Origin of the sequence: Streptomyces sp. 8N616 (genome assembly GCF_052246385.1) — a bacterium.
In the GTDB taxonomy this organism is placed as follows: Bacteria; Actinomycetota; Actinomycetes; order Streptomycetales; family Streptomycetaceae; genus Streptomyces.
Genome location: NZ_JBQQBY010000028.1, coordinates 83,469 through 103,782 on the forward strand (window position 1 = coordinate 83,469; position 20,314 = coordinate 103,782).

General features: G+C 72.4%; 17 protein-coding genes, 1 pseudogene and 1 riboswitch. Of the genes and pseudogenes, 14 read left to right on the forward strand and 4 right to left on the reverse strand.

Going from position 1 to position 20,314, the window contains the following annotated elements; all coding sequences use genetic code 11:
• Positions 1-85 precede the first annotated feature (85 nt).
• From ACTWQC_RS24590 to ACTWQC_RS24610, 5 genes are all read left to right on the forward strand, one after another.
• Entirely contained in the window at positions 86-460 is a 375-nt protein-coding gene (locus ACTWQC_RS24590; protein ID WP_443317962.1) for a YraN family protein, read from the forward strand.
• Entirely contained in the window at positions 461-2,080 is a 1,620-nt protein-coding gene (locus ACTWQC_RS24595; protein ID WP_443317963.1) for a YifB family Mg chelatase-like AAA ATPase, read from the forward strand. It abuts the gene before it with no gap.
• On the forward strand, positions 2,077-3,396 hold the full coding sequence (gene dprA, locus ACTWQC_RS24600) for a DNA-processing protein DprA (RefSeq protein WP_443317964.1): 1,320 nt from the start codon (positions 2,077-2,079) through the stop codon (positions 3,394-3,396). The genes ACTWQC_RS24595 and dprA overlap by 4 nt, the downstream gene beginning before the upstream one ends.
• A 242-nt stretch (positions 3,397-3,638) precedes the next feature.
• Positions 3,639-4,475 carry an RNA polymerase sigma factor WhiG gene (whiG, locus tag ACTWQC_RS24605; protein ID WP_443317965.1) on the forward strand — a complete coding sequence of 279 codons (837 nt, stop codon included), beginning with the start codon at positions 3,639-3,641 and terminating at the stop codon, positions 4,473-4,475.
• A gap of 141 nt (positions 4,476-4,616) precedes the next feature.
• Positions 4,617-5,174: a TetR/AcrR family transcriptional regulator gene (locus ACTWQC_RS24610; RefSeq protein WP_443317980.1), complete on the forward strand. Its 558-nt coding sequence runs from the start codon at positions 4,617-4,619 to the stop codon at positions 5,172-5,174.
• On the opposite strand, the pseudogene ACTWQC_RS24615 reads toward ACTWQC_RS24610, so the two are convergent.
• Positions 5,166-5,807 (reverse strand): annotated as a pseudogene (locus ACTWQC_RS24615) (murein hydrolase activator EnvC family protein); the annotation flags it as partial. The gene ACTWQC_RS24610 and the pseudogene ACTWQC_RS24615 sit on opposite strands and share 9 nt — an antisense overlap.
• A gap of 478 nt (positions 5,808-6,285) precedes the next feature.
• Between ACTWQC_RS24615 and rpsB the strand changes: the two are divergent.
• From rpsB to ACTWQC_RS24660, 9 genes are all read left to right on the forward strand, one after another.
• Positions 6,286-7,218: a 30S ribosomal protein S2 gene (rpsB, locus tag ACTWQC_RS24620; RefSeq protein WP_443317966.1), complete on the forward strand. Its 933-nt coding sequence runs from the start codon at positions 6,286-6,288 to the stop codon at positions 7,216-7,218.
• A 107-nt stretch (positions 7,219-7,325) separates the two neighbouring features.
• Positions 7,326-8,162, forward strand: coding sequence for a translation elongation factor Ts (gene tsf, locus ACTWQC_RS24625; RefSeq protein WP_443317967.1), 837 nt, complete (start codon positions 7,326-7,328; stop codon positions 8,160-8,162).
• Between the two features lie 180 nt (positions 8,163-8,342).
• The gene (pyrH, locus tag ACTWQC_RS24630) at positions 8,343-9,137 is read left to right on the forward strand and encodes a UMP kinase (protein WP_443317968.1); all 795 of its coding nucleotides are present in this window, start codon (positions 8,343-8,345) and stop codon (positions 9,135-9,137) included.
• Between the two features lie 150 nt (positions 9,138-9,287).
• Positions 9,288-9,845, forward strand: a complete 558-nt coding sequence (frr, locus tag ACTWQC_RS24635; RefSeq protein WP_443317969.1) for a ribosome recycling factor — start codon at positions 9,288-9,290, stop codon at positions 9,843-9,845.
• Positions 9,845-10,984, forward strand: coding sequence for a phosphatidate cytidylyltransferase (locus tag ACTWQC_RS24640; protein WP_443317970.1), 1,140 nt, complete (start codon positions 9,845-9,847; stop codon positions 10,982-10,984). Before frr ends, ACTWQC_RS24640 begins: the two co-directional genes overlap by 1 nt.
• Before the next feature lie 123 nt (positions 10,985-11,107).
• Entirely contained in the window at positions 11,108-12,277 is a 1,170-nt protein-coding gene (gene rlmN / locus ACTWQC_RS24645) for a 23S rRNA (adenine(2503)-C(2))-methyltransferase RlmN (RefSeq protein WP_443317971.1), read from the forward strand.
• Positions 12,278-12,320: 43 nt separating this feature from the next.
• Positions 12,321-12,430, forward strand: a riboswitch (TPP riboswitch).
• Positions 12,426-13,502, forward strand: a complete 1,077-nt coding sequence (locus ACTWQC_RS24650; RefSeq protein ID WP_443317972.1) for a thiamine ABC transporter substrate-binding protein — start codon at positions 12,426-12,428, stop codon at positions 13,500-13,502. Its footprint overlaps the riboswitch before it by 5 nt.
• 71 nt (positions 13,503-13,573) lie before the next feature.
• Positions 13,574-15,187 carry an ABC transporter permease gene (locus ACTWQC_RS24655; RefSeq protein ID WP_443317981.1) on the forward strand — a complete coding sequence of 538 codons (1,614 nt, stop codon included), beginning with the start codon at positions 13,574-13,576 and terminating at the stop codon, positions 15,185-15,187.
• Positions 15,188-16,207 (forward strand): ABC transporter ATP-binding protein, encoded by a 1,020-nt coding sequence (locus ACTWQC_RS24660; protein WP_443317973.1) that lies wholly within the window; start codon positions 15,188-15,190, stop codon positions 16,205-16,207.
• Positions 16,208-16,410: 203 nt separating this feature from the next.
• On the opposite strand, the gene ACTWQC_RS24665 is transcribed toward ACTWQC_RS24660, so the two are convergent.
• The 3 genes from ACTWQC_RS24665 to ACTWQC_RS24675 all read right to left on the reverse strand — a co-directional run bounded on the left by ACTWQC_RS24665 (position 16,411) and on the right by ACTWQC_RS24675 (position 20,216).
• Complete coding sequence (locus ACTWQC_RS24665; protein ID WP_443317974.1) at positions 16,411-17,622, reverse strand: hypothetical protein; 1,212 nt, start codon at positions 17,620-17,622, stop codon at positions 16,411-16,413.
• A complete protein-coding gene (locus tag ACTWQC_RS24670; RefSeq protein ID WP_443317975.1) occupies positions 17,604-18,332 on the reverse strand; it encodes an ABC transporter ATP-binding protein in 729 nt (242 codons plus the stop codon). The genes ACTWQC_RS24665 and ACTWQC_RS24670 overlap by 19 nt, the downstream gene beginning before the upstream one ends.
• A 252-nt stretch (positions 18,333-18,584) precedes the next feature.
• Complete coding sequence (locus tag ACTWQC_RS24675; RefSeq protein ID WP_443317976.1) at positions 18,585-20,216, reverse strand: thiamine pyrophosphate-binding protein; 1,632 nt, start codon at positions 20,214-20,216, stop codon at positions 18,585-18,587.
• Between the last annotated feature and the right edge of the window lie 98 nt (positions 20,217-20,314).

Below are 20,314 nucleotides of genomic sequence, written 5' to 3' on the forward strand. Positions count from 1 at the left end.
ACAACCGATGAGTTATCCACTCTCGGCGGCCATGATCCACTGAGCGCCTCGGGGTCCGTCACAGTCGGTGACGGAGGTGGGGCTCATGAACGCGCGGGGAGCGCTCGGCCGCTACGGGGAGGACCTGGCGGTCCGCAGGCTGGCCGAGACCGGAATGAGAGTCCTGGAGCGCAATTGGCGCTGCCGGGCCGGTGAGATCGACATCGTCGCCCTGCACGGCGACGCGCTGGTGATGTGTGAGGTCAAGACCCGGAGGGCGGGGGCCTACGAGCATCCGATGGCGGCCGTCACACCGCGCAAGGCCGAGCGGCTGCGGCGGCTGGCCGAGCGCTGGCTCGCGGACCGCTGGCTGGAGCGGCACGGCGGGCCGCCGCCGGGCGGCGTGCGGATCGACCTCGTCGGGGTGCTGCTGCCGCATCGCGGGGCGCCGGTCGTGGAGCACGTGCGGGGGGTGGCGTGAATGGCGTTCGCCCGTACCTGCTCGGTCGCCCTGGTCGGCGTCGAGGGTGTGGTGGTCGAGGTCCAGGCGGACCTGGAGCCCGGTGTCGCGGCCTTCACGCTCGTCGGGCTCCCCGATAAGAGCCTGGTGGAGAGCCGGGACCGGGTCCGCGCCGCGGTGGTCAACTCGGGGGCGGGATGGCCCCAGAAGAAGCTCACGGTGGGGCTCAGCCCGGCGTCGGTGCCCAAGGGCGGCAGCGGTTTCGATCTCGCGGTGGCCTGTGCGGTGCTGGGGGCGGCCGAGCGGATCGATCCGCGGGAGATCGCGGACCTGATGATGATCGGCGAACTCGGCCTCGACGGGCGGGTGCGCCCCGTGCGGGGCGTGCTGCCCGCGGTGCTGGCGGCGGCCGAGGCGGGCTACCGCCAGGTCGTCGTTCCCGAGCGCACGGCAGCAGAGGCGTCGCTGGTTCCCGGGGTCTCGGTGCTCGGCGTCCGCAGCCTGGGCCAGTTGATCGCGGTCCTGTCCGACGAGCCCGTCCCCGAGGAGGACGAGCTTGCTGAAGACGGCAGACCCGATCCGATGCTTGCGGGGCTCACGGTGCCGGGAGCGGGGATGGGCACGGGCCTCCTTCCCGGTGGCGCCGAGAGCGGACCTCCGCCCGACATTGCGGACGTCGCGGGGCAGCGCGCGGCGCGCCTGGCGTTGGAGGTCGCCGCGGCCGGAGGCCATCACGTCTACCTCAAGGGTCCGCCGGGCGCCGGAAAGACCATGCTGGCCGAACGGCTCCCCGGCATCCTGCCGCCGCTCTCCAGGGACGAGTCCCTGGAGGTCACCGCGGTGCACTCGGTGGCAGGGCTGCTCCCACCGGGCAAGCCCCTGGTGGAGTCGGTGCCCTACTGCGCCCCGCACCACTCTGCCACCATGCCGTCGCTCGTCGGCGGCGGGAACGGGCTGCCCCGGCCGGGGGCGGTGTCTCTGGCGCACCGCGGGGTGCTCTTCTTGGACGAGGCCCCGGAGTTCAGCGGCCGCGTCCTCGACGCACTGCGCCAGCCGCTGGAGTCGGGCTACGTGGTGGTCGCCCGGAGCGCCGGGGTGGTGCGGCTGCCCGCTCGCTTCCTGCTGGTGCTCGCCGCGAACCCGTGTCCGTGCGGGCGGCACACGGTCCGTACGGGCTGCGAGTGTTCGCCGTCCCTGGTCCGCCGGTACCAGTCACGGCTCTCCGGGCCGCTGATGGACCGGGTGGATCTCCGGGTGGAGGTCGAGGCAGTGAGCCGGACGGAGCTGGTCGGCACGGCCGCGGGCGGCGAGACCACCGAGGCCGTGGCAGGGCGCGTACGGGCGGCTCGCGAGCGGGCGGCCGCGCGCCTGGCGGACACTCCCTGGCGGATCAACAGCGAGGTGCCCGGACATGAACTGCGTACCCGATGGCGGCCGGCACCGGGGGCGATGTGGGAGGCCGAGCACGACATGGAGCGCGGGCTGCTCACCGCCCGCGGGCTGGATCGCGTACTGCGTGTCGCGTGGACGGTCGCCGACCTCGCCGGGCGGGACCGCCCTGCGGCCGGGGACGTGACGCTCGCCCTCCAGCTGCGCACGGGCGTCAACCGCGGTGCGGTCCCGGCGGGCGGTCCGCGATGAGCCGCCGCGACGGCGAGCCGCGGCTTGCCGGGACGGAGACAGCGGTGGACGCCGGGGCGGCCGGGGACGAGCCTGCGGTGGTCGCGGACGGGCCCGGGGTGGCTGGGGCGGAGCCCGGAGGGCCCGGAGTTGCGAGAGTCGAGCTCGGGGTGGCCGGGGACGAGCTCGGCGTGGACGAGGAGGAACGGCTGGCGCGGGCCGCGCTCTGCCGGGTCGTGGAGCCGGGGGACGAGCTGGCCGGTGGCTGGCTGCGGGAGCTCGGGGCCGTGGAGTTGATGCGGCTGTTCTGCGGGACGGGGAAGCCGCCGTCGAAGGTGAGCGCGGAGCGGATGGCCGGATACCGGATACGCGCGGCCCGGCTCGACCCCGCCGAGGACCTCGCCGCGGTCCAGGCCTTGGGCGGCCGGTTCGTGTGTCCCGGGGACGGCGCATGGCCCCGGCAGCTCGACGACCTCGGGGACGCCCGCCCGATCGGGCTCTGGGTGCGGGGGCGGCCCTCGTTGCGCAGGTGGGCGCTGCGCTCGGTGGCGGTCGTCGGTGCGCGGGCCTGCACGGACTACGGCGCCCACGTCGCCGCCACGCTCGGCGCCGGGCTCGCGGAGACCGGCTGGGTCGTCGTGTCCGGAGCCGCGTACGGGGTGGACGGCGCCGCCCATCGCGGGGCGCTCGCCGCGGAGGGCGCGACCATGGGCGTGCTCGCCTGCGGCGTGGACGTGGCCTATCCCCGCGGGCACGCCGAGTTGATCGCCCGCATCGCGGAACGCGGGCTGCTGGTAGCGGAGTTGCCGCCAGGCGGGCATCCCACGCGCAGCCGGTTCGTGCTGCGCAACCGCGTCATCGCCGCGCTCACCCGGGGGACCGTGGTGGTCGAGGCGCAGTACCGCAGCGGCTCGCTCGTCACGGCGCGGCATGCGCAGAAGCTCGGCAGGGCCACCATGGGCGTGCCCGGCCCGGTCACCTCCGGCCTCTCGGCCGGTGTCCACGAGCTGCTCCGCGGCGAGGCCGTGCTCGTCACCGACGCGGCCGAAGTGAACGAACTCATCGGAAGCATCGGCGATCTGGCCCCCGAGCGGCGCGGACCGGTCGTCGCGAGGGACCTGTTGGATCCGGTCTCGGCGAAGGTGCTGGACGCGTTGCCCGCACGGGCCGTCAGGGACGCGCGGCGGCTGGCCCGGGACGCGGGCACCGGATATGAGGAGGCGTTGGCAAAACTGTACGAACTGCAGTCACTGGGGTTCGTCGAACGGCACGGCGAACGATGGCAGTTGGCCCGGTATTCACGGGCCTTCGGTGGTGCCCCGCGAGGCGGTCCTTGACCTGCGGCGTTCGGGTGACAGGGTTGGGCCGATGACCGCAACAGCCGACTTTGTGTTCCGTTCACGGCCGAAACGCGTCTGCCGTGCCGTAACCCTGCGGTGCGGTATGCGGAACGTATCTGCCCCAGCGCGAACCCTCAGCCTTCGCACGTTGCGACAGGTCAGTCACGCTACGCTCACAAGCGTTCCGACCAAGACAGACGTCCTCACCCCGGTGACGGCAGAACGGCTCAAGGCGACGAATGCCCCAGCACACATCCGGGCCTGACCGCGCGGCAGTGCCACCCGCCGCCCGCGGCAGCGTGCGCCCCGCCGCACCCTCGTCGCTCGACGAACTGTGGCGGTCGTACAAGGCCACGGCTGACGGCCGACTGCGCGAGCAGCTGATCCTGCACTACTCGCCGCTGGTCAAGTACGTGGCGGGCCGGGTCAGCGTGGGCCTGCCGCCCAACGTCGAGCAGGCGGACTTCGTCTCCTCGGGGGTCTTCGGGCTCATCGACGCCATCGAGAAGTTCGATCCCGACCGTTCCATCAAATTCGAAACGTATGCGATCACCCGGATCCGCGGGGCGATGATCGACGAGTTGCGCGCGCTCGACTGGATCCCCCGCTCGGTCCGGCAGAAGGCCCGCGCGGTCGAGCGCGCCTACGCCACGCTGGAGGCGAAGCTGCGGCGCACCCCCACCGAGGCCGAAGTGGCCGAGGAGATGGGCATCGGGCTCGATGAACTGCACAACGTGTTCAGCCAGTTGTCGCTGGCCAACGTGGTCGCCCTGGAAGAGCTGCTGCACGTCGGCGGCGAGGGCGGCGACCGGCTCAGCCTCATGGACACGCTGGAGGACACGGCTGCCGACAACCCGGTGGAGGTCGCAGAGGACCGGGAGCTGCGGCGGTTGCTCGCCCGGGCCATCAACACCCTTCCGGAGCGCGAGAAGACCGTGGTCACCCTCTACTACTACGAAGGGCTCACGCTCGCGGAGATCGGCCAGGTCCTGGGCGTCACCGAGAGCCGGGTCAGCCAGATCCACACGAAGTCCGTGCTCCAGCTCCGGGCGAAGCTGGCCGATGTCGGACGTTGAATGCGCCGATCCCGAAAATCCGCTGAATCGTCCCTTCGCCCTCACCGCCCTCCTCATCCAGTCGTGATCTCGCCCTGCGCACTGCCACCGCAGGGCGGGCGTCCGTAGAGTGGTGGCGTGCCCAGGATTCGAGCGGCCTCCGTGGCCGAGCACCGGACCATGCAGCGCAACGCCCTGCTGGACGCTGCGCGCTCCCTGCTGTCCGAAGGCGGCACGGAGGCGCTGACCTTCCCCGCCCTCGCCGAGCGCACCGGACTCGCGCGGTCCTCGGTCTATGAGTACTTCCGCTCGCGCGCTGCCGTCGTCGAGGAGCTGTGCGCCGTCGACTTCCCCGTCTGGGCCGCGGAAGTCGAGGCCGCCATGGAGCGCGCCGGCACACCCGAGGACAAGATCGAGGCGTACGTGCGGCAGCAGCTGGCGCTCGTCGGGGACCGGCGGCACCGGGCCGTCGTCGCGATCTCGGCGGGCGAGCTGGACGCTGGAGCGCGCGAGAAGATCCGGGCCGCGCACGGCGGGCTCATCGCCATGATCGTCGAAGCCCTCGGTGCGCTCGGCCACGAGCAGCCGCGGCTCGCCGCGATGTTGCTGCAGGGTGTCGTGGACGCTGCGGTGCGTCGTATCGAGCTCGGTGCGGCCGAGGACCCGGAACAGATCACCGGGGCCGCGGTGGCGATGGCCCTGCGCGGCGTCCGGGGCTGACCGGCCGGCGGCCGAGGCCGGGCCCGCCCGAGGTTCCGGCACCCCGAAGACCGGGAGCAGGCGGGAAGGACCGCTGCGCAGCATCCACGCCGGAAGCAGTGACAGCGGATCGAGATAGCGGTCCCCGCGCAGCAGCCCCCAGTGCAGGCAGCCGGCCGGGCAGTGGAACGGGCCGTCGTCCAGCACACCGACCTGCTGACCCGCCGCCACGCGGTCGCCCTTCCCGACACTCGCCCGCACGGGCTCGTACGTGATGCGGAGCGGAGGCGCGCCTGTGCCGTCCAGTTCGATCGCCAGGACCCGGCGGCCCCCGACGCTCCCCGCGAAGGACACCCGGCCCGCGCCCGCCGCCCGTACGGCCCGGCCCGGCCGCGCCGCGAGATCCACCCCGCGGTGCCCGGCGCCGTAGCGCGACGCGGGCGGCTCCCACCCCCGCGCCACCGCCGGGCGCAGCCCGCCCGGCGCACCTTCCACCGGCCACGCCCGCCCGCCCCGGCCCGAGGCCCCATGCCGTCCGTCGTCCGCCGACGCGACAGGCATCACCCCGGTGGGCAAGGACAACAGCAGGAGCGAAAGAAGCGGCGAAAGAAGCGACGACAGAAGGGGAAGCAGAAGGAGAGAGCGGAGGGGCATGACGGCCCATGGCCGCGCACGGGCCCGCTCCACCCCCGCGCACACATCGTGATCGCGTCTCATGCCCCGACCATGACCCGTTCCGCCACCGCGCAGGGATCTTGAGCGAAAGCTGTGGACTACCCGCCGGTTGTGGACAAGTGCGTCACCCGTGCGAGTGGGATCAGCGGCGGAGACGACCGGTCGCCCCAAGGCCCCTACGGGCCCACCAGGAGGCCGCCGTGTGTCGCTCGGCGGCTCGGCGGTCCCGTACACTTCTGGTGGCGATCCGGGTCACCGGGTCGACTTCGCACGCCCCGCCGCCGGCGCTCCCGCGTCCCCTTGGGCACGTCCCATCGGGCCATCGGGCAGCTCCGCGGCCGCGTCCCTCGGTCCACGGCAGGCCTCGCAAGAGCGCCCTCCATGGCAGACGCGCCGGGGCGTCAGGCACGGCGGCCGCCCGGCCGGCGTGGAACCGAGCACCTCAAGGAGTACGGCCATGGCCGTCGTCACGATGCGGGAGCTGCTGGAGAGCGGCGTCCACTTCGGGCACCAGACCCGCCGTTGGAACCCGAAGATGAAGCGCTTTATCTTCACCGAGCGCAACGGCATCTACATCATCGACCTGCTCCAGTCGCTGTCGTACATCGACCGCGCCTACGAGTTCGTCAAGGAGACCGTCGCGCACGGCGGCTCCATCATGTTCGTCGGCACCAAGAAGCAGGCCCAGGAGGCCATCGCCGAGCAGGCGACCCGGGTCGGTATGCCGTACGTCAACCAGCGCTGGCTGGGCGGCATGCTCACCAACTTCTCGACCGTCTACAAGCGCCTGCAGCGCCTGAAGGAGCTCGAGCAGATCGACTTCGAGGACGTGGCCGCCTCCGGCCTCACCAAGAAGGAGCTCCTGGTCCTCTCCCGCGAGAAGGCCAAGCTGGAGAAGACCCTCGGCGGTATCCGCGAGATGCAGAAGGTGCCCAGCGCCGTCTGGATCGTGGACACCAAGAAGGAGCACATCGCCGTCGGTGAGGCGCGCAAGCTCAACATCCCGGTCGTCGCGATCCTCGACACCAACTGCGACCCGGACGAGGTCGACTACAAGATCCCGGGCAACGACGACGCGATCCGCTCCGTCACCCTGCTCACCCGCGTGATCGCCGACGCCGTCGCCGAGGGGCTCATCGCCCGCTCCGGCGCCGCTGAGGGCAAGGGCGAGAAGGCCGCGGGCGAGCCGCTCGCGGAGTGGGAGCGTGACCTGCTCGAGGGCGAGAAGAAGGCCGAGGAGCCGGCCGCCGCCGCGGCCGAAAAGCCCGCCGAGAAGCCTGCCGAGAAGCCTGCCGAGAAGCCGGCTGACCAGCCCGCCGAGAAGCCGGCCGAGGCCGCTGCCGACGCCCCGGCTGCCGACGCCCCGGCCGCGGACGCCGAGCAGGCCTGACGACACCGTCACGACCGGCTCCGTCACGGCTGCCGACGGCGGGGGCCCGGTGCCCCCGCCGTCCACCCGTAGATCACATCGACTTTCCGAGAAGAGATTGACAGACCATGGCGAACTTCACCGCCGCTGACGTCAAGAAGCTCCGCGAGCTCACCGGCGCCGGCATGATGGACTGCAAGAAAGCGCTGGACGAGGCCGAGGGCAGCGTCGACAAGGCCGTCGAGATTCTGCGCGTCAAGGGCCAGAAGGGCGTCGCCAAGCGCGAGGGCCGCAGCGCCGAGAACGGCGCCGTCGTCTCCCTCATCGCGGCCGACAAGACCTCCGGCGTGCTGGTCGAGCTGAAGTGCGAGACCGACTTCGTCGCCAAGGGCGACAAGTTCGTCTCCGTCGCCGAGGCCATCGCCACCCACGTCGCCAAGACCTCCCCGGCCGACCTGGACGCACTCCTCGCCTCCGAGATCGAGGCCGGCAAGACCGTCCAGGCGTACGTGGACGAGGCCAACGCGACCCTCGGCGAGAAGATCGTCCTCGACCGCTTCGCGCAGTTCTCCGGCGGCTTCGTCGCCTCCTACCTGCACCGCACCAGCCCTGACCTGCCCCCGCAGGTCGGCGTGCTGGTCGAGCTGGACAAGGAGAACGCGGACGTGGCCAAGGACGTCGCGCAGCACGTCGCCGCGTTCGCGCCGAAGTTCCTCTCCCGCGAGGACATCCCGGCCGAGACCGTCGAGAACGAGCGCCGCGTCGCCGAGGCCACCGCTCGCGAGGAGGGCAAGCCCGAGGGCGCGCTTCCCAAGATCGTCGAGGGTCGGGTGAACGGCTTCTTCAAGGAGAACGTTCTCCTCGACCAGCCGTTCGCCAAGGACAACAAGAAGACCGTGCAGAAGATTCTGGACGAGTCCGGCGTTACGCTGAAGCGGTTCGTCCGCTTCCGTGTCGGCGTCTGAGTCCGTACAGCTCCGTACCGCTCCGTTCAGCGACGGAATACGCCCGACCCGCTAGGGTCGGGTGCAGTCGGCGGCCTACGAGCCGGACGACCGCAGATGTGACGAGGAGGCCATTGCCGCAGAGGGCTCGACCAGATCCCACCGGCAATGGCCTTCTCGTATGTGCACGAGGAGATCTCCATGAATCAGGGCGCCGACCACGCTGATCACGCCGGCCCGGCCGGCAAGGCCGGCCACGGCCACTACGGGAAGAAACGCCGCCGCTTCCTGCTGAAGCTCTCCGGTGAGGCATTCGCCGGCAACGGCGCGCTCGGCGTCGACCCCGACGTCGTGCACACCATGGCCAGGGAGATCGCCGCGGTCGTCCGGGATGGGTACGAGATCGCCGTCGTCATCGGCGGTGGCAACTTCTTCCGCGGCGCCGAGCTGCAGCAGCGCGGCATGGACCGGGCACGCTCCGACTACATGGGCATGCTCGGCACGGTCATGAACTGCCTCGCCCTCCAGGACTTCCTGGAGAAGGAGGGCATCGACTCCCGCGTCCAGACCGCCATCACCATGGGACAGGTCGCGGAGCCGTACATCCCGCTGCGGGCCGTACGGCACCTGGAGAAGGGGCGCGTCGTCATCTTCGGCGCGGGCATGGGCATGCCGTACTTCTCCACTGACACCACCGCCGCCCAGCGCGCCCTGGAGATCGACGCCGAGGCGCTGCTGATGGGCAAGAACGGCGTGGACGGGGTCTACGACTCCGATCCGAAGCGGAACCCCGACGCGGTGAAGTTCGACGCGCTGGAGTACGGCGAGGTGATCTCGCGCGGCCTGAAGGTCGCCGACGCCACCGCCATCACGCTGTGCATGGACAACAAGCTTCCGATCCTCGTCTTCGAGCTGCTCGCGGAGGGCAATATCGCGCGCGCGGCGAAGGGTGAGAAGATCGGCACGCTTGTCAGCGATCAGGGTACGCGGGCCTGACGACCGGCCCGTACGGCCGGGGAGACCCGGCAACTCCGGGCCGTACGAACAGCCCGGCACGGGGATGGACAACGGCCTGCCGGTCGGACACCGTGCAGGAGAAGCGCGCAGGGGCGAGGCTGTGCTCACTCACAAGACCAGGAGCAAGTGGTGATCGAAGAGACCCTCCTCGAAGCCGAGGAGAAGATGGAGAAGGCCGTCGTGGTCGCCAAGGAGGACTTCGCCGCGATTCGCACCGGGCGTGCGCACCCGGCGATGTTCAACAAGATTGTGGCGGACTACTACGGTGCGCTGACGCCGATCAACCAGCTGGCGTCGTTCTCGGTGCCCGAGCCGCGCATGGCGGTCGTGACACCGTTCGACAAGAGTGCGCTGCGCAACATCGAGCAGGCGATCCGCGACTCCGACCTGGGAGTCAACCCGACGAACGACGGCAACATCATCCGCGTGACGTTCCCGGAGCTGACCGAGGAGCGCCGCCGCGAGTACATCAAGGTCGCCAAGGGCAAGGGCGAGGACGCGAAGATCTCGATCCGCAGCGTCCGCCGCAAGGCCAAGGAGACCATCGACAAGTTCATCAAGGACGGCGAGGTCGGCGAGGACGAGGGGCGCCGCGCCGAGAAGGAGCTCGACGACACCACGGCGAAGTACGTGTCGCAGGTGGACGAGCTGCTCAAGCACAAGGAAGCCGAGCTGCTCGAGGTCTGATGAACGACTCTTCCTGGAGGGCCCGGCCCATGCCTCCGGCGGGTGGGGGCCCGGTTCCCCGTGCCGATGGGGGCGCCCCCGGCGGAGCCCGGGGAAGCCGGGGGCCGGTCCCGCCGCCCACCGGCTTCTGGGGACCGCCCGACCAGGGGTCTGCCTCGGCGGGTCCCGCGCACGGGACGCCCGACCCGCAGCAGACTCGGCCCATGCCCACCGTGCCCGGCTCCGGCGGAAACCAGGACGACCGTGACCGGGGAGCCGCTCGGCACAGCGGCTCCCCGTCGCAGCCGTCTCCGCCGTCGCAACCGCCGACACCGCCGCAGAAGAAGCGGGCCGGGCGCGATCTGCGGGCCGCGATAGGGGTCGGCCTCGGCCTCGGCGTGGTGATCATCGCGTCGCTCTTCATCGTGAAGGCCGTCTTCGTCGGGGTGATCGCCGCGGCGGTGGTCGTCGGGCTGTGGGAGCTGTCCTCCCGGCTGTCGGAGAAGAAGTACATCCGCATCCCGCTGGTGCCGCTCGCGGTCGGCGGCGCCGCCATGGTCATCGCCGGGTATCTGCGCGGCGCGGAAGGCGCGTTCGTGACCATGGCCCTCACGGCGCTCGCCGCGCTCGTATGGCGCATGGCGGAGCCTCCCGAGGACTACCTGAGAGACGTCACGGCCGGGGTCTTCGCGGCCTTCTACGTGCCGTTCCTGGCCACCTTCGTGGCGCTGATGCTCGCCGCGGAGGACGGCGCATGGCGGGTGCTCACCTTCCTCCTGCTCACGGTCGTCAGCGACACCGGCGCGTACGCCATCGGCTGGCGGTTCGGCAGGCACAAGCTCGCGCCCCGCATCAGCCCCGGCAAGACCCGCGAGGGGCTGGTCGGTGCGGTGGCCTTCGCTATGGCTGCGGGCGCGCTGTGCATGGAGTTCCTGATCGACGGCGGCAGATGGTGGCAGGGTCTGCTGCTCGGCCTCGCGGTCGCGGCCAGCGCGACCCTCGGCGACCTCGGTGAGTCCATGATCAAGCGGGACCTCGGGATCAAGGACATGGGCAGACTGCTGCCGGGCCACGGCGGGATCATGGACCGGCTCGACTCGCTGCTGCCGACGGCGCCGGTGGTGTGGCTGCTGCTGGTGATCTTCGTGGGCGGCGGCTGACGCGGCTCTGCGGGGCTGAACCGCCGCCGCCGTCGGGGTTCCTCAACGGCGGTTTCGGTCCGTAGGGTCCTCGCCATCTCCCTGGCGTGGGGCCCTTCGCGCGTCTGCGACACTGGTTGAACCATGCCTGCACCCGGAGAACTCACTTTCGTCGCGCCGCGCGGGGCCAAGAAGCCCCCGCGGCACCTTGCCGATCTCACCCCCGCCGAGCGCCGTGAGGCCGTGGCCGCGCTCGGTGAGAAGCCCTTTCGCGCCGGTCAGGTGTCGCGTCACTACTTCGCCCGGTACGCCGACGACCCGGCGGCCTGGACCGACATTCCCGCCGCGGCGCGCGAGAAGCTGGCGGCGGGGCTGCTGCCGGACCTGATGTCCGTGGTGCGGCACATCTCCTGCGACGACGACACCACCCGCAAGACCCTCTGGCGGCTCTTCGACGGCACGCTCGTGGAATCCGTCCTGATGCGCTATCCGGACCGGGTCACCATGTGCGTCTCCTCGCAGGCGGGCTGCGGCATGAACTGCCCGTTCTGCGCCACGGGACAGGCGGGCCTCGACCGCAACCTGTCGACCGCTGAGATCGTGCACCAGATCGTCGACGGGATGCGGGCACTGAGGGACGGCGAATTCGGGGCGTCTGGGCCCGCGGCGCAGCCGCAGTCGGCCGCAGTGTCCCCCGAAGGAAAACGCAGCCCGGGCGGGCCCGCGCGGCTGTCCAACATCGTCTTCATGGGCATGGGCGAGCCGCTCGCCAACTACAACCGGGTCGTCGGCGCCATCCGCCGTCTCACCGACCCCGAGCCCGACGGCCTCGGCCTCTCCCAGCGCGGGATCACCGTCTCCACCGTCGGCCTCGTCCCCGCGATGCTCCGCTTCGCCGACGAGGGCTTCAAGTGCCGGCTCGCGGTGTCCCTGCACGCGCCGGACGACGAGTTGCGCGACACCCTGGTCCCGGTCAACACCCGCTGGAAGGTACGCGAAGTGCTCGACGCGGCCTGGGAGTACGCGGAGAAGTCCGGCCGCCGGATCTCCATCGAGTACGCGCTGATCAGGGACATCAACGACCAGGCGTGGCGGGCCGACCTGCTCGGCCGGCTCCTCAAGGGCCACCGGGTGCACGTCAACCTCATCCCGCTCAACCCGACCCCCGGCTCCAAGTGGACGGCCTCCCGCCCCGAGGACGAGAAGGCGTTCGTCGCCGCCCTCGAGGCCCATGGCGTACCCGTGACCGTACGGGACACCCGGGGGCAGGAGATCGACGGAGCCTGCGGTCAGCTGGCGGCGACCGAGCGCTGACGCGCCGATTCCGGGCACTGATACCGTGCATTCGTACAAATGAACACTCCGACAGGGGAGCGCACAGAGCGCTGAGAGTGCGGCACCGCGACGCCGCAGACCCTCGGACCTGATCCGGGTAATACCGGCGTAGGGAGTCAACGTAACTATGAACACCACCCTTCGGCGTGCCGTCGGCACCGCGCTTCTCGGCGTGCTCGGCGTCCCGGCGCTGGCCGCGTGTGGCGGCTCCGGCGACTCCGGAGCCCAGGGCTCGAAGCCGAAGACGGTCACTCTCGTCTCGCACGACTCCTTCGCGGCCTCGAAGACCGTGCTGCGGGAGTTCACCAAGGAGACCGGCTACAAGGTCGAGGTGCTGCGCGGGGGCGACGCAGGCGCGGCCGTGAACCAGGCCGTCCTGTCCAAGGACAACCCGCAGGGCGACGTCTTCTTCGGCGTCGACAACACCCTGCTCTCCCGCACCCTCGACGCCGGGCTCTTCACGCCGTACGAGGCGAAGGACCTCGACAAGGTCCCGGAGGCGCTCCGGCTCGACAAGGACGAGCATCGCGTCACCCCCGTCGACTCCGGCGACATCTGCGTCAATTACGACCGGAAGTACTTCGCGGACAAGAAGCTCGCCCCGCCGCGGACCTTCGACGACCTGATCAGGCCCCGGTACAAGAACCTGCTGGTCACCGAGAACGCCGCCACTTCATCGCCCGGTCTCGGGTTCCTGCTGGGCACCGCCGCCGAGCACGGCGACGACGGGTGGCAGGACTACTGGAAGAAGCTGAAGGCCAACGGCGTCGAGGTCGTCGACGGCTGGGAGCAGGCGTACTACGACCGGTTCTCCGGCGCGGGCAAGGGCGACAAGCCGCTCGTGGTCTCGTACGCCTCCAGCCCGCCCGCCGGCGTCCTCGAGCTGAAGTCCCAGCCGAAGGAGGCCCCGACCGGTGTCGCGACCGGCACCTGCTTCCGGCAGATCGAGTTCGCCGGGCTGCTGAACGGCGCGAAGAACGAGGAGGGCGGCAAGAAGCTGCTGGACTTCCTGCTGAGCAAGAGCTTCCAGGAGGACGTGCCGCTCCAGATGTTCGTCAACCCGGCGCGCCAGGACGCGAAGCTGCCCGAGGTGTTCACCAAGTACGGCGCGACGATCGACGATCCGGCCACGCTCGCGCCGGAGAAGATCGCGCAGAACCGTGAGCAGTGGGTCGAACAGTGGTCCTCGCTGGTCCTGAGGTAAGTGCCGCCAGGGGGACCTGCGTCCGGCCCCGCGCAGCCAGGGGCAGGGACACGGCGGTGCGGCTCGCCCTCATGGCCGTGCCCCTGGCCTTCTTCGGCGTCTTCTTCGGCTACCCGGTCGCCGCGATCCTGGGCCGGGGCCTGCGGGCGGGCGGGGAGTGGCAGCCCAGCCGGGCCGCCGAGGTGCTGTCCGACCCGGACGTCCTGCGCGTCCTGTGGTTCACCCTCTGGCAGGCGGCCGCCTCGACCGCGCTGACCCTCGTCATCGCGCTGCCTGCCGCGTACGTCTTCGCGCGCTTCGCCTTCCCCGGCAAGGAGTTGCTGCGGGCGGTCGTGGTCGTCCCCTTCGTGCTGCCGACCGTCGTCGTCGGCTCGGCCTTCCTCGCGCTGCTCGGGCGCGGCGGCATGCTGGACGAGCTGTGGGGCTTCCGGCTCGACACCACGGTCTGGGCGATCCTGCTCGCGCATGTCTTCTTCAACTACGCGGTGGTGGTCCGTACGGTCGGCGGGCTCTGGGCCCAGCTCGACCCGGGCCAGGAGGAGGCGGCGCGGGTGCTCGGCGCGAGCCGGTTCGCGGCCTGGCGCAGGGTGACGCTGCCCGCGCTCGCGCCCTCCGTGGCCGCCGCCGCGCTGATGGTCTTCCTCTTCACCTTCACCTCCTTCGGCGCCGTGCAGATCCTCGGCGGACCGCGCTACGCGACGCTGGAGGTCGAGATCTACCGGCAGACCGCGCAGCTGCTGGACCTGCCGACCGCAGCCGTCCTCACCCTCGTACAGTTCGCCGCGGTCGCCGCCATCCTCGCGCTGCACGCGTGGACGGTGCGGCGCCGGGAGACCGCCCTGAGTCTGGTCGACGCCCGTTCGACCGCCCGCCGACCGCGGGGGCCCGGCCAGTGGGCGCTGCTGGCGGGCGTGCTGGCGGTGATCGCGCTGCTGATCCTGCTGCCCCTGGGCGTACTGGTGGAGCGCTCGCTCGCCGGGCCCGGCGGGTACGGGTTCGCCTTCTACCGGGCGCTGCAGTCGGCGGCCGAGAGCGGCGGCACCTTCGTCGTGGCCCCGCTGGAGGCGGTCTGGAACTCGCTGCGGTACGCGGTGGTGGCGACGGCGATCGCGCTGGTGATCGGCGGACTCGCGGCCGCCGCGCTGACCCGCCGTGCGGGAAAGCTGGTCCGCGGGCTCGACGCGCTGCTGATGCTGCCGCTCGGGACGTCCGCCGTCACCGTCGGCTTCGGCTTTCTGATCACCCTGGACGAGCCGCCGCTCGACCTGCGGTCCTCCTGGCTTCTGGTGCCTCTGGCCCAGGCGTTGGTGGGGGTTCCGTTCGTCGTACGGACCATGCTGCCGGTGCTGCGAGCGGTGGACGAGCGGCTGCGCGAGGCGGCCGCGGTGCTCGGCGCCTCGCCGCTGCGCGCCTGGCGCGAGGTGGACCTGCCGCTCGTACGGCGGGCGCTGCTGGTGGCGGCGGGCTTCGCGTTCGCCGTCTCGCTCGGTGAGTTCGGCGCGACCGTCTTCATCGCGCGGCCCGACAACCCGACGCTGCCCGTGGCCGTGGCCCGCTTCCTGGGGCGGGCGGGGGAGCTCAACTACGGGCAGGCGATGGCGCTGAGCACGATTCTGATGCTGGTGTGTGCGGGCGCCCTGCTGGCGCTCGAGCGCATCCGCACCGACCGTTCTGGAGAGTTCTAGATGCCTCTGCTGCGACTGGACGGGGTGACCGTACGCTTCGGCGGGCGCGCGGCGCTCGACTCCGTGGACCTGGAGGTCGCCGAGCACGAGACGGTCTGTGTGCTCGGGCCGAGCGGCAGCGGCAAGTCCACCTTGCTGAGGGTCGTCGCGGGGCTGCAGCGGGCGGACGCGGGGCGAGTGCTGCTGGCGGGCCGTGAGGTGGGCGGCGTGCCCGCGCACCGGCGCGGGGTGGGGCTGATGTTCCAGGACCATCAGCTCTTCCCGCAGCGGGACGTCGGCGGCAACGTGGCCTTCGGGCTGCGGATGCACGGGGTGGGGCGGGCCGAACAGCGGCGTACGGTCGCGGAGTTGCTGGATCTGGTCGGCCTGCCGGGGGCGCAGCGGCGGGCGGTCACCGCGCTGTCGGGCGGCGAGCAGCAGCGGGTGGCGCTGGCGCGGGCGCTCGCGCCCGAGCCGAAGCTGCTGATGCTCGACGAGCCGCTGGGGCAGCTCGACCGGAGTCTGCGGGAACGTCTTGTGGTCGAGCTGCGCGAGCTGTTCGGCCGGCTGGGGACGACGGTGCTGGCCGTCACCCACGACCAGGGGGAGGCTTTCGCCCTGGGCGACCGGGTGGTGGTGATGCGGGAGGGCCGGATCGAGCAGACCGGGACGCCGCTGGAGGTGTGGCAGCGGCCCGCTTCGGAGTTCGTGGCGCGCTTCCTCGGATTCGACAACGTGGTACGGGCGACGGTGCGCGGTGGGGCGGCGGAGACGCCGTGGGGCAAGCTCCCGGTGCCTGCCGGGACCGGCGACGGCGCGTGCCGGCTGCTCGTACGTCCGGCGGGGGTGCGGCTCACCGCGGCGACGGACGGCCTGCCGTGCGCGGTGGCGGCCCGCACGTTCCGGGGCAACCACGTGGCGCTTCTCCTCCAGCCGGAGAAGGGGCCGCGGCTGGAGGCGGCGTGCGCTTTGCGGGATGCGCCGGAGCCGGGGGAGACGGTCGGAGCGACCTTCGCCGCGGAAGACGTCGTGGTGCTCTGAGTGCCGAGGTGTGGGCAGTCGTTCCGCTGGGGCGGAACGGGTGGGCACCCCCGGCCCGCACCCGGCGACGGTGCGCCGACCCCGCCGGAGGGTTGCCGTTTCGTACGCGGCTGCGGGCCGGTGGTCCGGTTGGCCCACCCTCCCCCAGAGCTTCGCCTGGGAGGTGCCCCCAGCCCCGCGGAACGAGTGCCCACAACCGGCGGTCAGTGGGAGAGTGGGAGGGCGGCCAGTTCGGCTACCGCCCAGGAGATGGGGGCCAGGACGGCCACCATCACCGCGCCGCGCAGGGCCGCCGCGCGGCGCAGCAGCGCAGGCGAGGCGCCGATCCGCAGCAGCGCCGCCGTCGTGTTGCTGCGCGCGCCCTTGGTCTCCAGGGCGACCGTGAGGACCGTCGCCGTTGCGCAGGCCATCACCAGCGCCGCGCCGACCCCCGTCAGCGGGCCGAAGGGGCGGTCGCCCGTCGAGTCCAGCGCCGTCCCGTAGAGCTGGGTCGCGGCGAGCGCGCCCGAGGCGACCGCGCACAGCACTCCCAGCGGCCGGCCGAGCCGCGTGGCCTCCTCCTGGAGGACGCGGCCGGACAGCAGCCGCAGCGCGCCCGGCCGCCCCGACGCCAGCAGCCTGCCGCACAGATGGGTGAGTCCCGGAGAGGCCAGGACGAGTCCGATCCCGATGAGCATCCAGCCGCCGACGACGCCCGGCGGGATCGTGTCGAGGCGGCCGGGCAGCGGCAGCAGACCGTCGGCGGAGGACGGCGTGGCGCGGCCCGCGTACGACCCGAGCGCGATCCCGGCCGCCGTCAGCGCGACGCCCCAGGGCATGCCGGTCGAGACGGTCGTGCGGGCGGAATCGGGTTCGCCGGCCGCCGCCGCGGGCTGCTGGGGCTCCGGCGCCGCGCCCGGTCTCTGCTTGCGCGGCCGCAGCGCGATGGCGGAGGCCGCGCCCGCCAGCACCGGCACCACGAAGAGGAGCGTCGGCACTCCGGCGTAGGGCAGCGGCTGACCCGCGCCGAGCGTGTCCGCGACCCCGGCGGAGTACGGCACCCCGACGAGGTCGCCGCGCAGGCAGAGGAACGCGAAGAGCGCGAACACGCTGCCCAGCGTGCAGGACACGGCCGTCGACACGGCCGCGAGCAGCGCCAGCCCCACCGGTCCGAGACCGACCGAGGACAGGCCCGCCTGCGGGCGCGCCGCGGGGTCCGTACGGGCGACGGCGACGGCGAGTTGGACCGCCGCGGTGAGTGGCACGACGCACCACAGGAGCCGTGCGGCCGAACCGGACGCCTGCTCCGGGTGGCCGAGCGCGTGGCCGAGCGTGCACAGGAGCAGGAAGCCGACGCCGGCGGAGGCCATCGCGACCATGAACCGGCGCAGCAGAACGAGGGGATGGGTGCCGCGGGCTAGACGGAGAGCGAGCACTCGGCCCTGCCCTCCTTGTCCGGTGTCGGGATGCTGCCGACCCGGCGGCCGTCCAGCAGCGCGATCGTACGGTCCGCGAGCGCGGCCACCTCTTCCTCGTGCGTGGCGAGGACGACGGTGATGCCGTGCGAGCGCGCCGCCGTGGTCAGGGTGCGCAGCACGTGCGCGCGGTCGGCCCGGTGCAGCGGCGCCGAGGGGTCGTCGGCGAAGAGCACCGACGGCTCGGAGGTGAGCGCCCGCGCGATCGCGATGCGCTGCCGCTGCGCCTGGAGCATCGCGCCGGGCCGCTTGCGGGCGCAGTCGCCGACGTCGAGCCGCTCGAGCCAGTCCAGGGCGGCCGTCTTCGCGGTCCGGTGCGGGGTACCGCGCAGCAGCAGCGGAAGGGCCGCGTTCTCCCAGCCGGTCAGCTCGGGCACCAGTTGCGGCTCGGTGTCGATCCAGCCGAAGCGGTCCCGGCGCAGCCGCTCGCGGCCCATGGGGCCGAGCGTGTGCACCGGGGCGCTGTTGAACCAGACCTCGCCGCTCTGCGGCGTCAACTGCCCTGCCAGGCACTGCAGCAGAGTCGTCTTGCCGCTGCCGCGGGGCCCGGTGACGGCGAGGATCTCGCCCTCCCGGACGCCGACGGAGACACCGGCGAGTGCGGGGGTCCCGCCGTGCGAATAGTGCAGAGAACGTGCCCAGAGCACGTCGTTGTCCGGCGGGGCCTCCATGGCGAACACCTCGGCTTAACTGCGACAGTCCGCTGCCCTGGCCGGTCCGCCGGCCGGGTGAACGGACATGAGCCCAATCGGTCACTTGGCACCGTAGGGACTCGGGCGCGTGGGAGGGGCCTCGAACGGCCCGGGTCGGCCCAGGTTCCTCCGAAAGGGCTCATATGAACCGATCGTGTTCACCCCATCCGGCCGAAGGCTGCCGGGTCGGGGAGCGGGCGGACCGGGCGGGCGCGCGCCCGGTGCGGCGTATCAGGCCGGGTCCGCGAGGTGGGTCGGGGCGAACATCCGCAGCAGGGCCGGGAGGACGACGACCGAGGGGCCGGGGGCCGCGAGCGCGGCCGCCAGGTCGTCGCCCAGCCGCTCCGGCGCGGTGCGGACGGCGGGCACCCCGAAGGACTCGGCGAGCGCGACGAAGTCGGGCCGGGCCAGCTCGGTCGCGGTGGCCTCGCCGAACGCGTCGGTCATGTACTCGCGGAGGATGCCGTAGCCGCCGTCGTCGACGATCAGCCAGGTGACCGGGAGGCCGTACTGCCGGGCGGTGGCCAGCTCGGCGATCGAGTACATGGCGCCGCCGTCGCCCGAGACGGCCAGCACCGGCGTCGTACGGTCCGCAGCCGCGGCGCCGAGCGCGGCGGGGAAGCCGTAGCCGAGGCCGCCCGCGCCCTGGGCGGTGTGCATGGCGCCCGCGCGCGGGTCGAAGGCGGACCAGGCCCAGTAGGCCAGGATGGTCATGTCCCAGAAGCTGGGGGAGCCGTCCGGCAGCGCGCTGCGTACGGCGGTGAGGACCTGCTGCTCCAGCTCCAGGCCCTGGGCGGCGATACGGTCCCGCACCCGGGTCAGCAGCTCCGTCGCGGACTTGGCCGCGTCGCCCTCGGGGCGCTGTGCGACCTGTGCCGCGAGCGCGTGGAGGGCCGGGCGGGCGTCCGCGTGGATGCCGAGGGCCGGGTGGTTGGACTCCAGCTTGCCGAGGTCCGCCTCGATCTGGACGACCCGGCCGCGCGGCCGGAAGGTGTGGTAGTTCGAGGAGAGTTCGCCGAGCCCTGAGCCGACGACGAGCAGGACGTCGGCGTCCTCGAGGAAGTCGGTGGTGTACCGGTCCTCGAGCCAGGACTGCACGGAGAGCCGGTGCTCCCAGGGGAAGGCGCCCTTGCCGCCGAAGGTCGTGGCGACCGGCGCGTCCAGCTTCTCAGCCAGCGCGCGCAGTTCGGCCTGCGCCCCGGCGCGTACGACCCCGCCGCCCGCGAGGATCACCGGCCGCTCGGCGCCGTCCAGGAGTGCCACGGCCTCCGCGATCAGCTCGGCGCGGGGCGCGAGGGTGCGCGGCTGGGCGGACAGCGAGACGACGGGCGGTACGGAGGTGGGTGCGAGGAGGACGTCCTGCGGGATCTCCAGCCAGACCGGGCCGCACGGCGCCTCGAGCGCGGACGCCCAGGCGGCGGCCAGGGCGGACGGGATCTGCGAGGCCGTACGGACCGTGTGCACCGACTTCACGACGTCGCGGAACGACGCCTTCTGGTCGGTGAGTTCGTGCAGATAGCCGTGGCGGCCGCCGCCGAGCCCTGCGGTGGGCACCTGGCTGCTGATACCGAGCACGGGCGCGGACGCGGCGGCCGCCTCCTGCAGCGCCGCGAGCGTCATCAGCGCGCCGGGCCCGGTGGACACGAGCAGCGGCGCGACCTGGCCGGTGATCCGGGCGTACGCGTCGGCGGCGAAGCCCGCGTTGTTCTCCACCCGCAGGCCGACGTACTCGAGCGGGGAGCGGCGCAGCGCGTCGAAGGTGCCGAGCGCGTGCTGCCCCGGCAGGCCGAAGACGGTGCTCGCGCCGAGCGCGGCGAGGGACTCGACGACGAGGTCGCCGCCATTTCGCTGCGCTGTGCTCATGGGGGGTCCTCCTGTTGTTGTACGTCGTGCGGGTGCGGCGCACAGGCCGGTGGCCGGGGCGCCCGCGCGGGGGGCCCACCCCAAGGGGAAGGGGGCCA

Excerpts from the sequence above, each read along its gene's own strand:
- rlmN (WP_443317971.1), top strand. The coding sequence starts at position 11,108 with ATGCCTGCACCCGGAGAACTCACTTTCGTCGCGCCGCGCGGGGCCAAG.
- whiG (WP_443317965.1), top strand. The coding sequence starts at position 3,639 with ATGCCCCAGCACACATCCGGGCCTGACCGCGCGGCAGTGCCACCCGCC.
- ACTWQC_RS24660 (WP_443317973.1), top strand. The coding sequence starts at position 15,188 with ATGCCTCTGCTGCGACTGGACGGGGTGACCGTACGCTTCGGCGGGCGC.
- dprA (WP_443317964.1), top strand. The coding sequence starts at position 2,077 with ATGAGCCGCCGCGACGGCGAGCCGCGGCTTGCCGGGACGGAGACAGCG.
- ACTWQC_RS24590 (WP_443317962.1), top strand. The coding sequence starts at position 86 with ATGAACGCGCGGGGAGCGCTCGGCCGCTACGGGGAGGACCTGGCGGTC.
- tsf (WP_443317967.1), top strand. The coding sequence starts at position 7,326 with ATGGCGAACTTCACCGCCGCTGACGTCAAGAAGCTCCGCGAGCTCACC.
- ACTWQC_RS24670 (WP_443317975.1), bottom strand. The coding sequence starts at position 18,332 with ATGGAGGCCCCGCCGGACAACGACGTGCTCTGGGCACGTTCTCTGCAC.
- ACTWQC_RS24650 (WP_443317972.1), top strand. The coding sequence starts at position 12,426 with ATGAACACCACCCTTCGGCGTGCCGTCGGCACCGCGCTTCTCGGCGTG.
- ACTWQC_RS24655 (WP_443317981.1), top strand. The coding sequence starts at position 13,574 with ATGGCCGTGCCCCTGGCCTTCTTCGGCGTCTTCTTCGGCTACCCGGTC.
- rpsB (WP_443317966.1), top strand. The coding sequence starts at position 6,286 with ATGGCCGTCGTCACGATGCGGGAGCTGCTGGAGAGCGGCGTCCACTTC.
- ACTWQC_RS24595 (WP_443317963.1), top strand. The coding sequence starts at position 461 with ATGGCGTTCGCCCGTACCTGCTCGGTCGCCCTGGTCGGCGTCGAGGGT.
- pyrH (WP_443317968.1), top strand. The coding sequence starts at position 8,343 with ATGAATCAGGGCGCCGACCACGCTGATCACGCCGGCCCGGCCGGCAAG.
- ACTWQC_RS24640 (WP_443317970.1), top strand. The coding sequence starts at position 9,845 with ATGAACGACTCTTCCTGGAGGGCCCGGCCCATGCCTCCGGCGGGTGGG.
- ACTWQC_RS24675 (WP_443317976.1), bottom strand. The coding sequence starts at position 20,216 with ATGAGCACAGCGCAGCGAAATGGCGGCGACCTCGTCGTCGAGTCCCTC.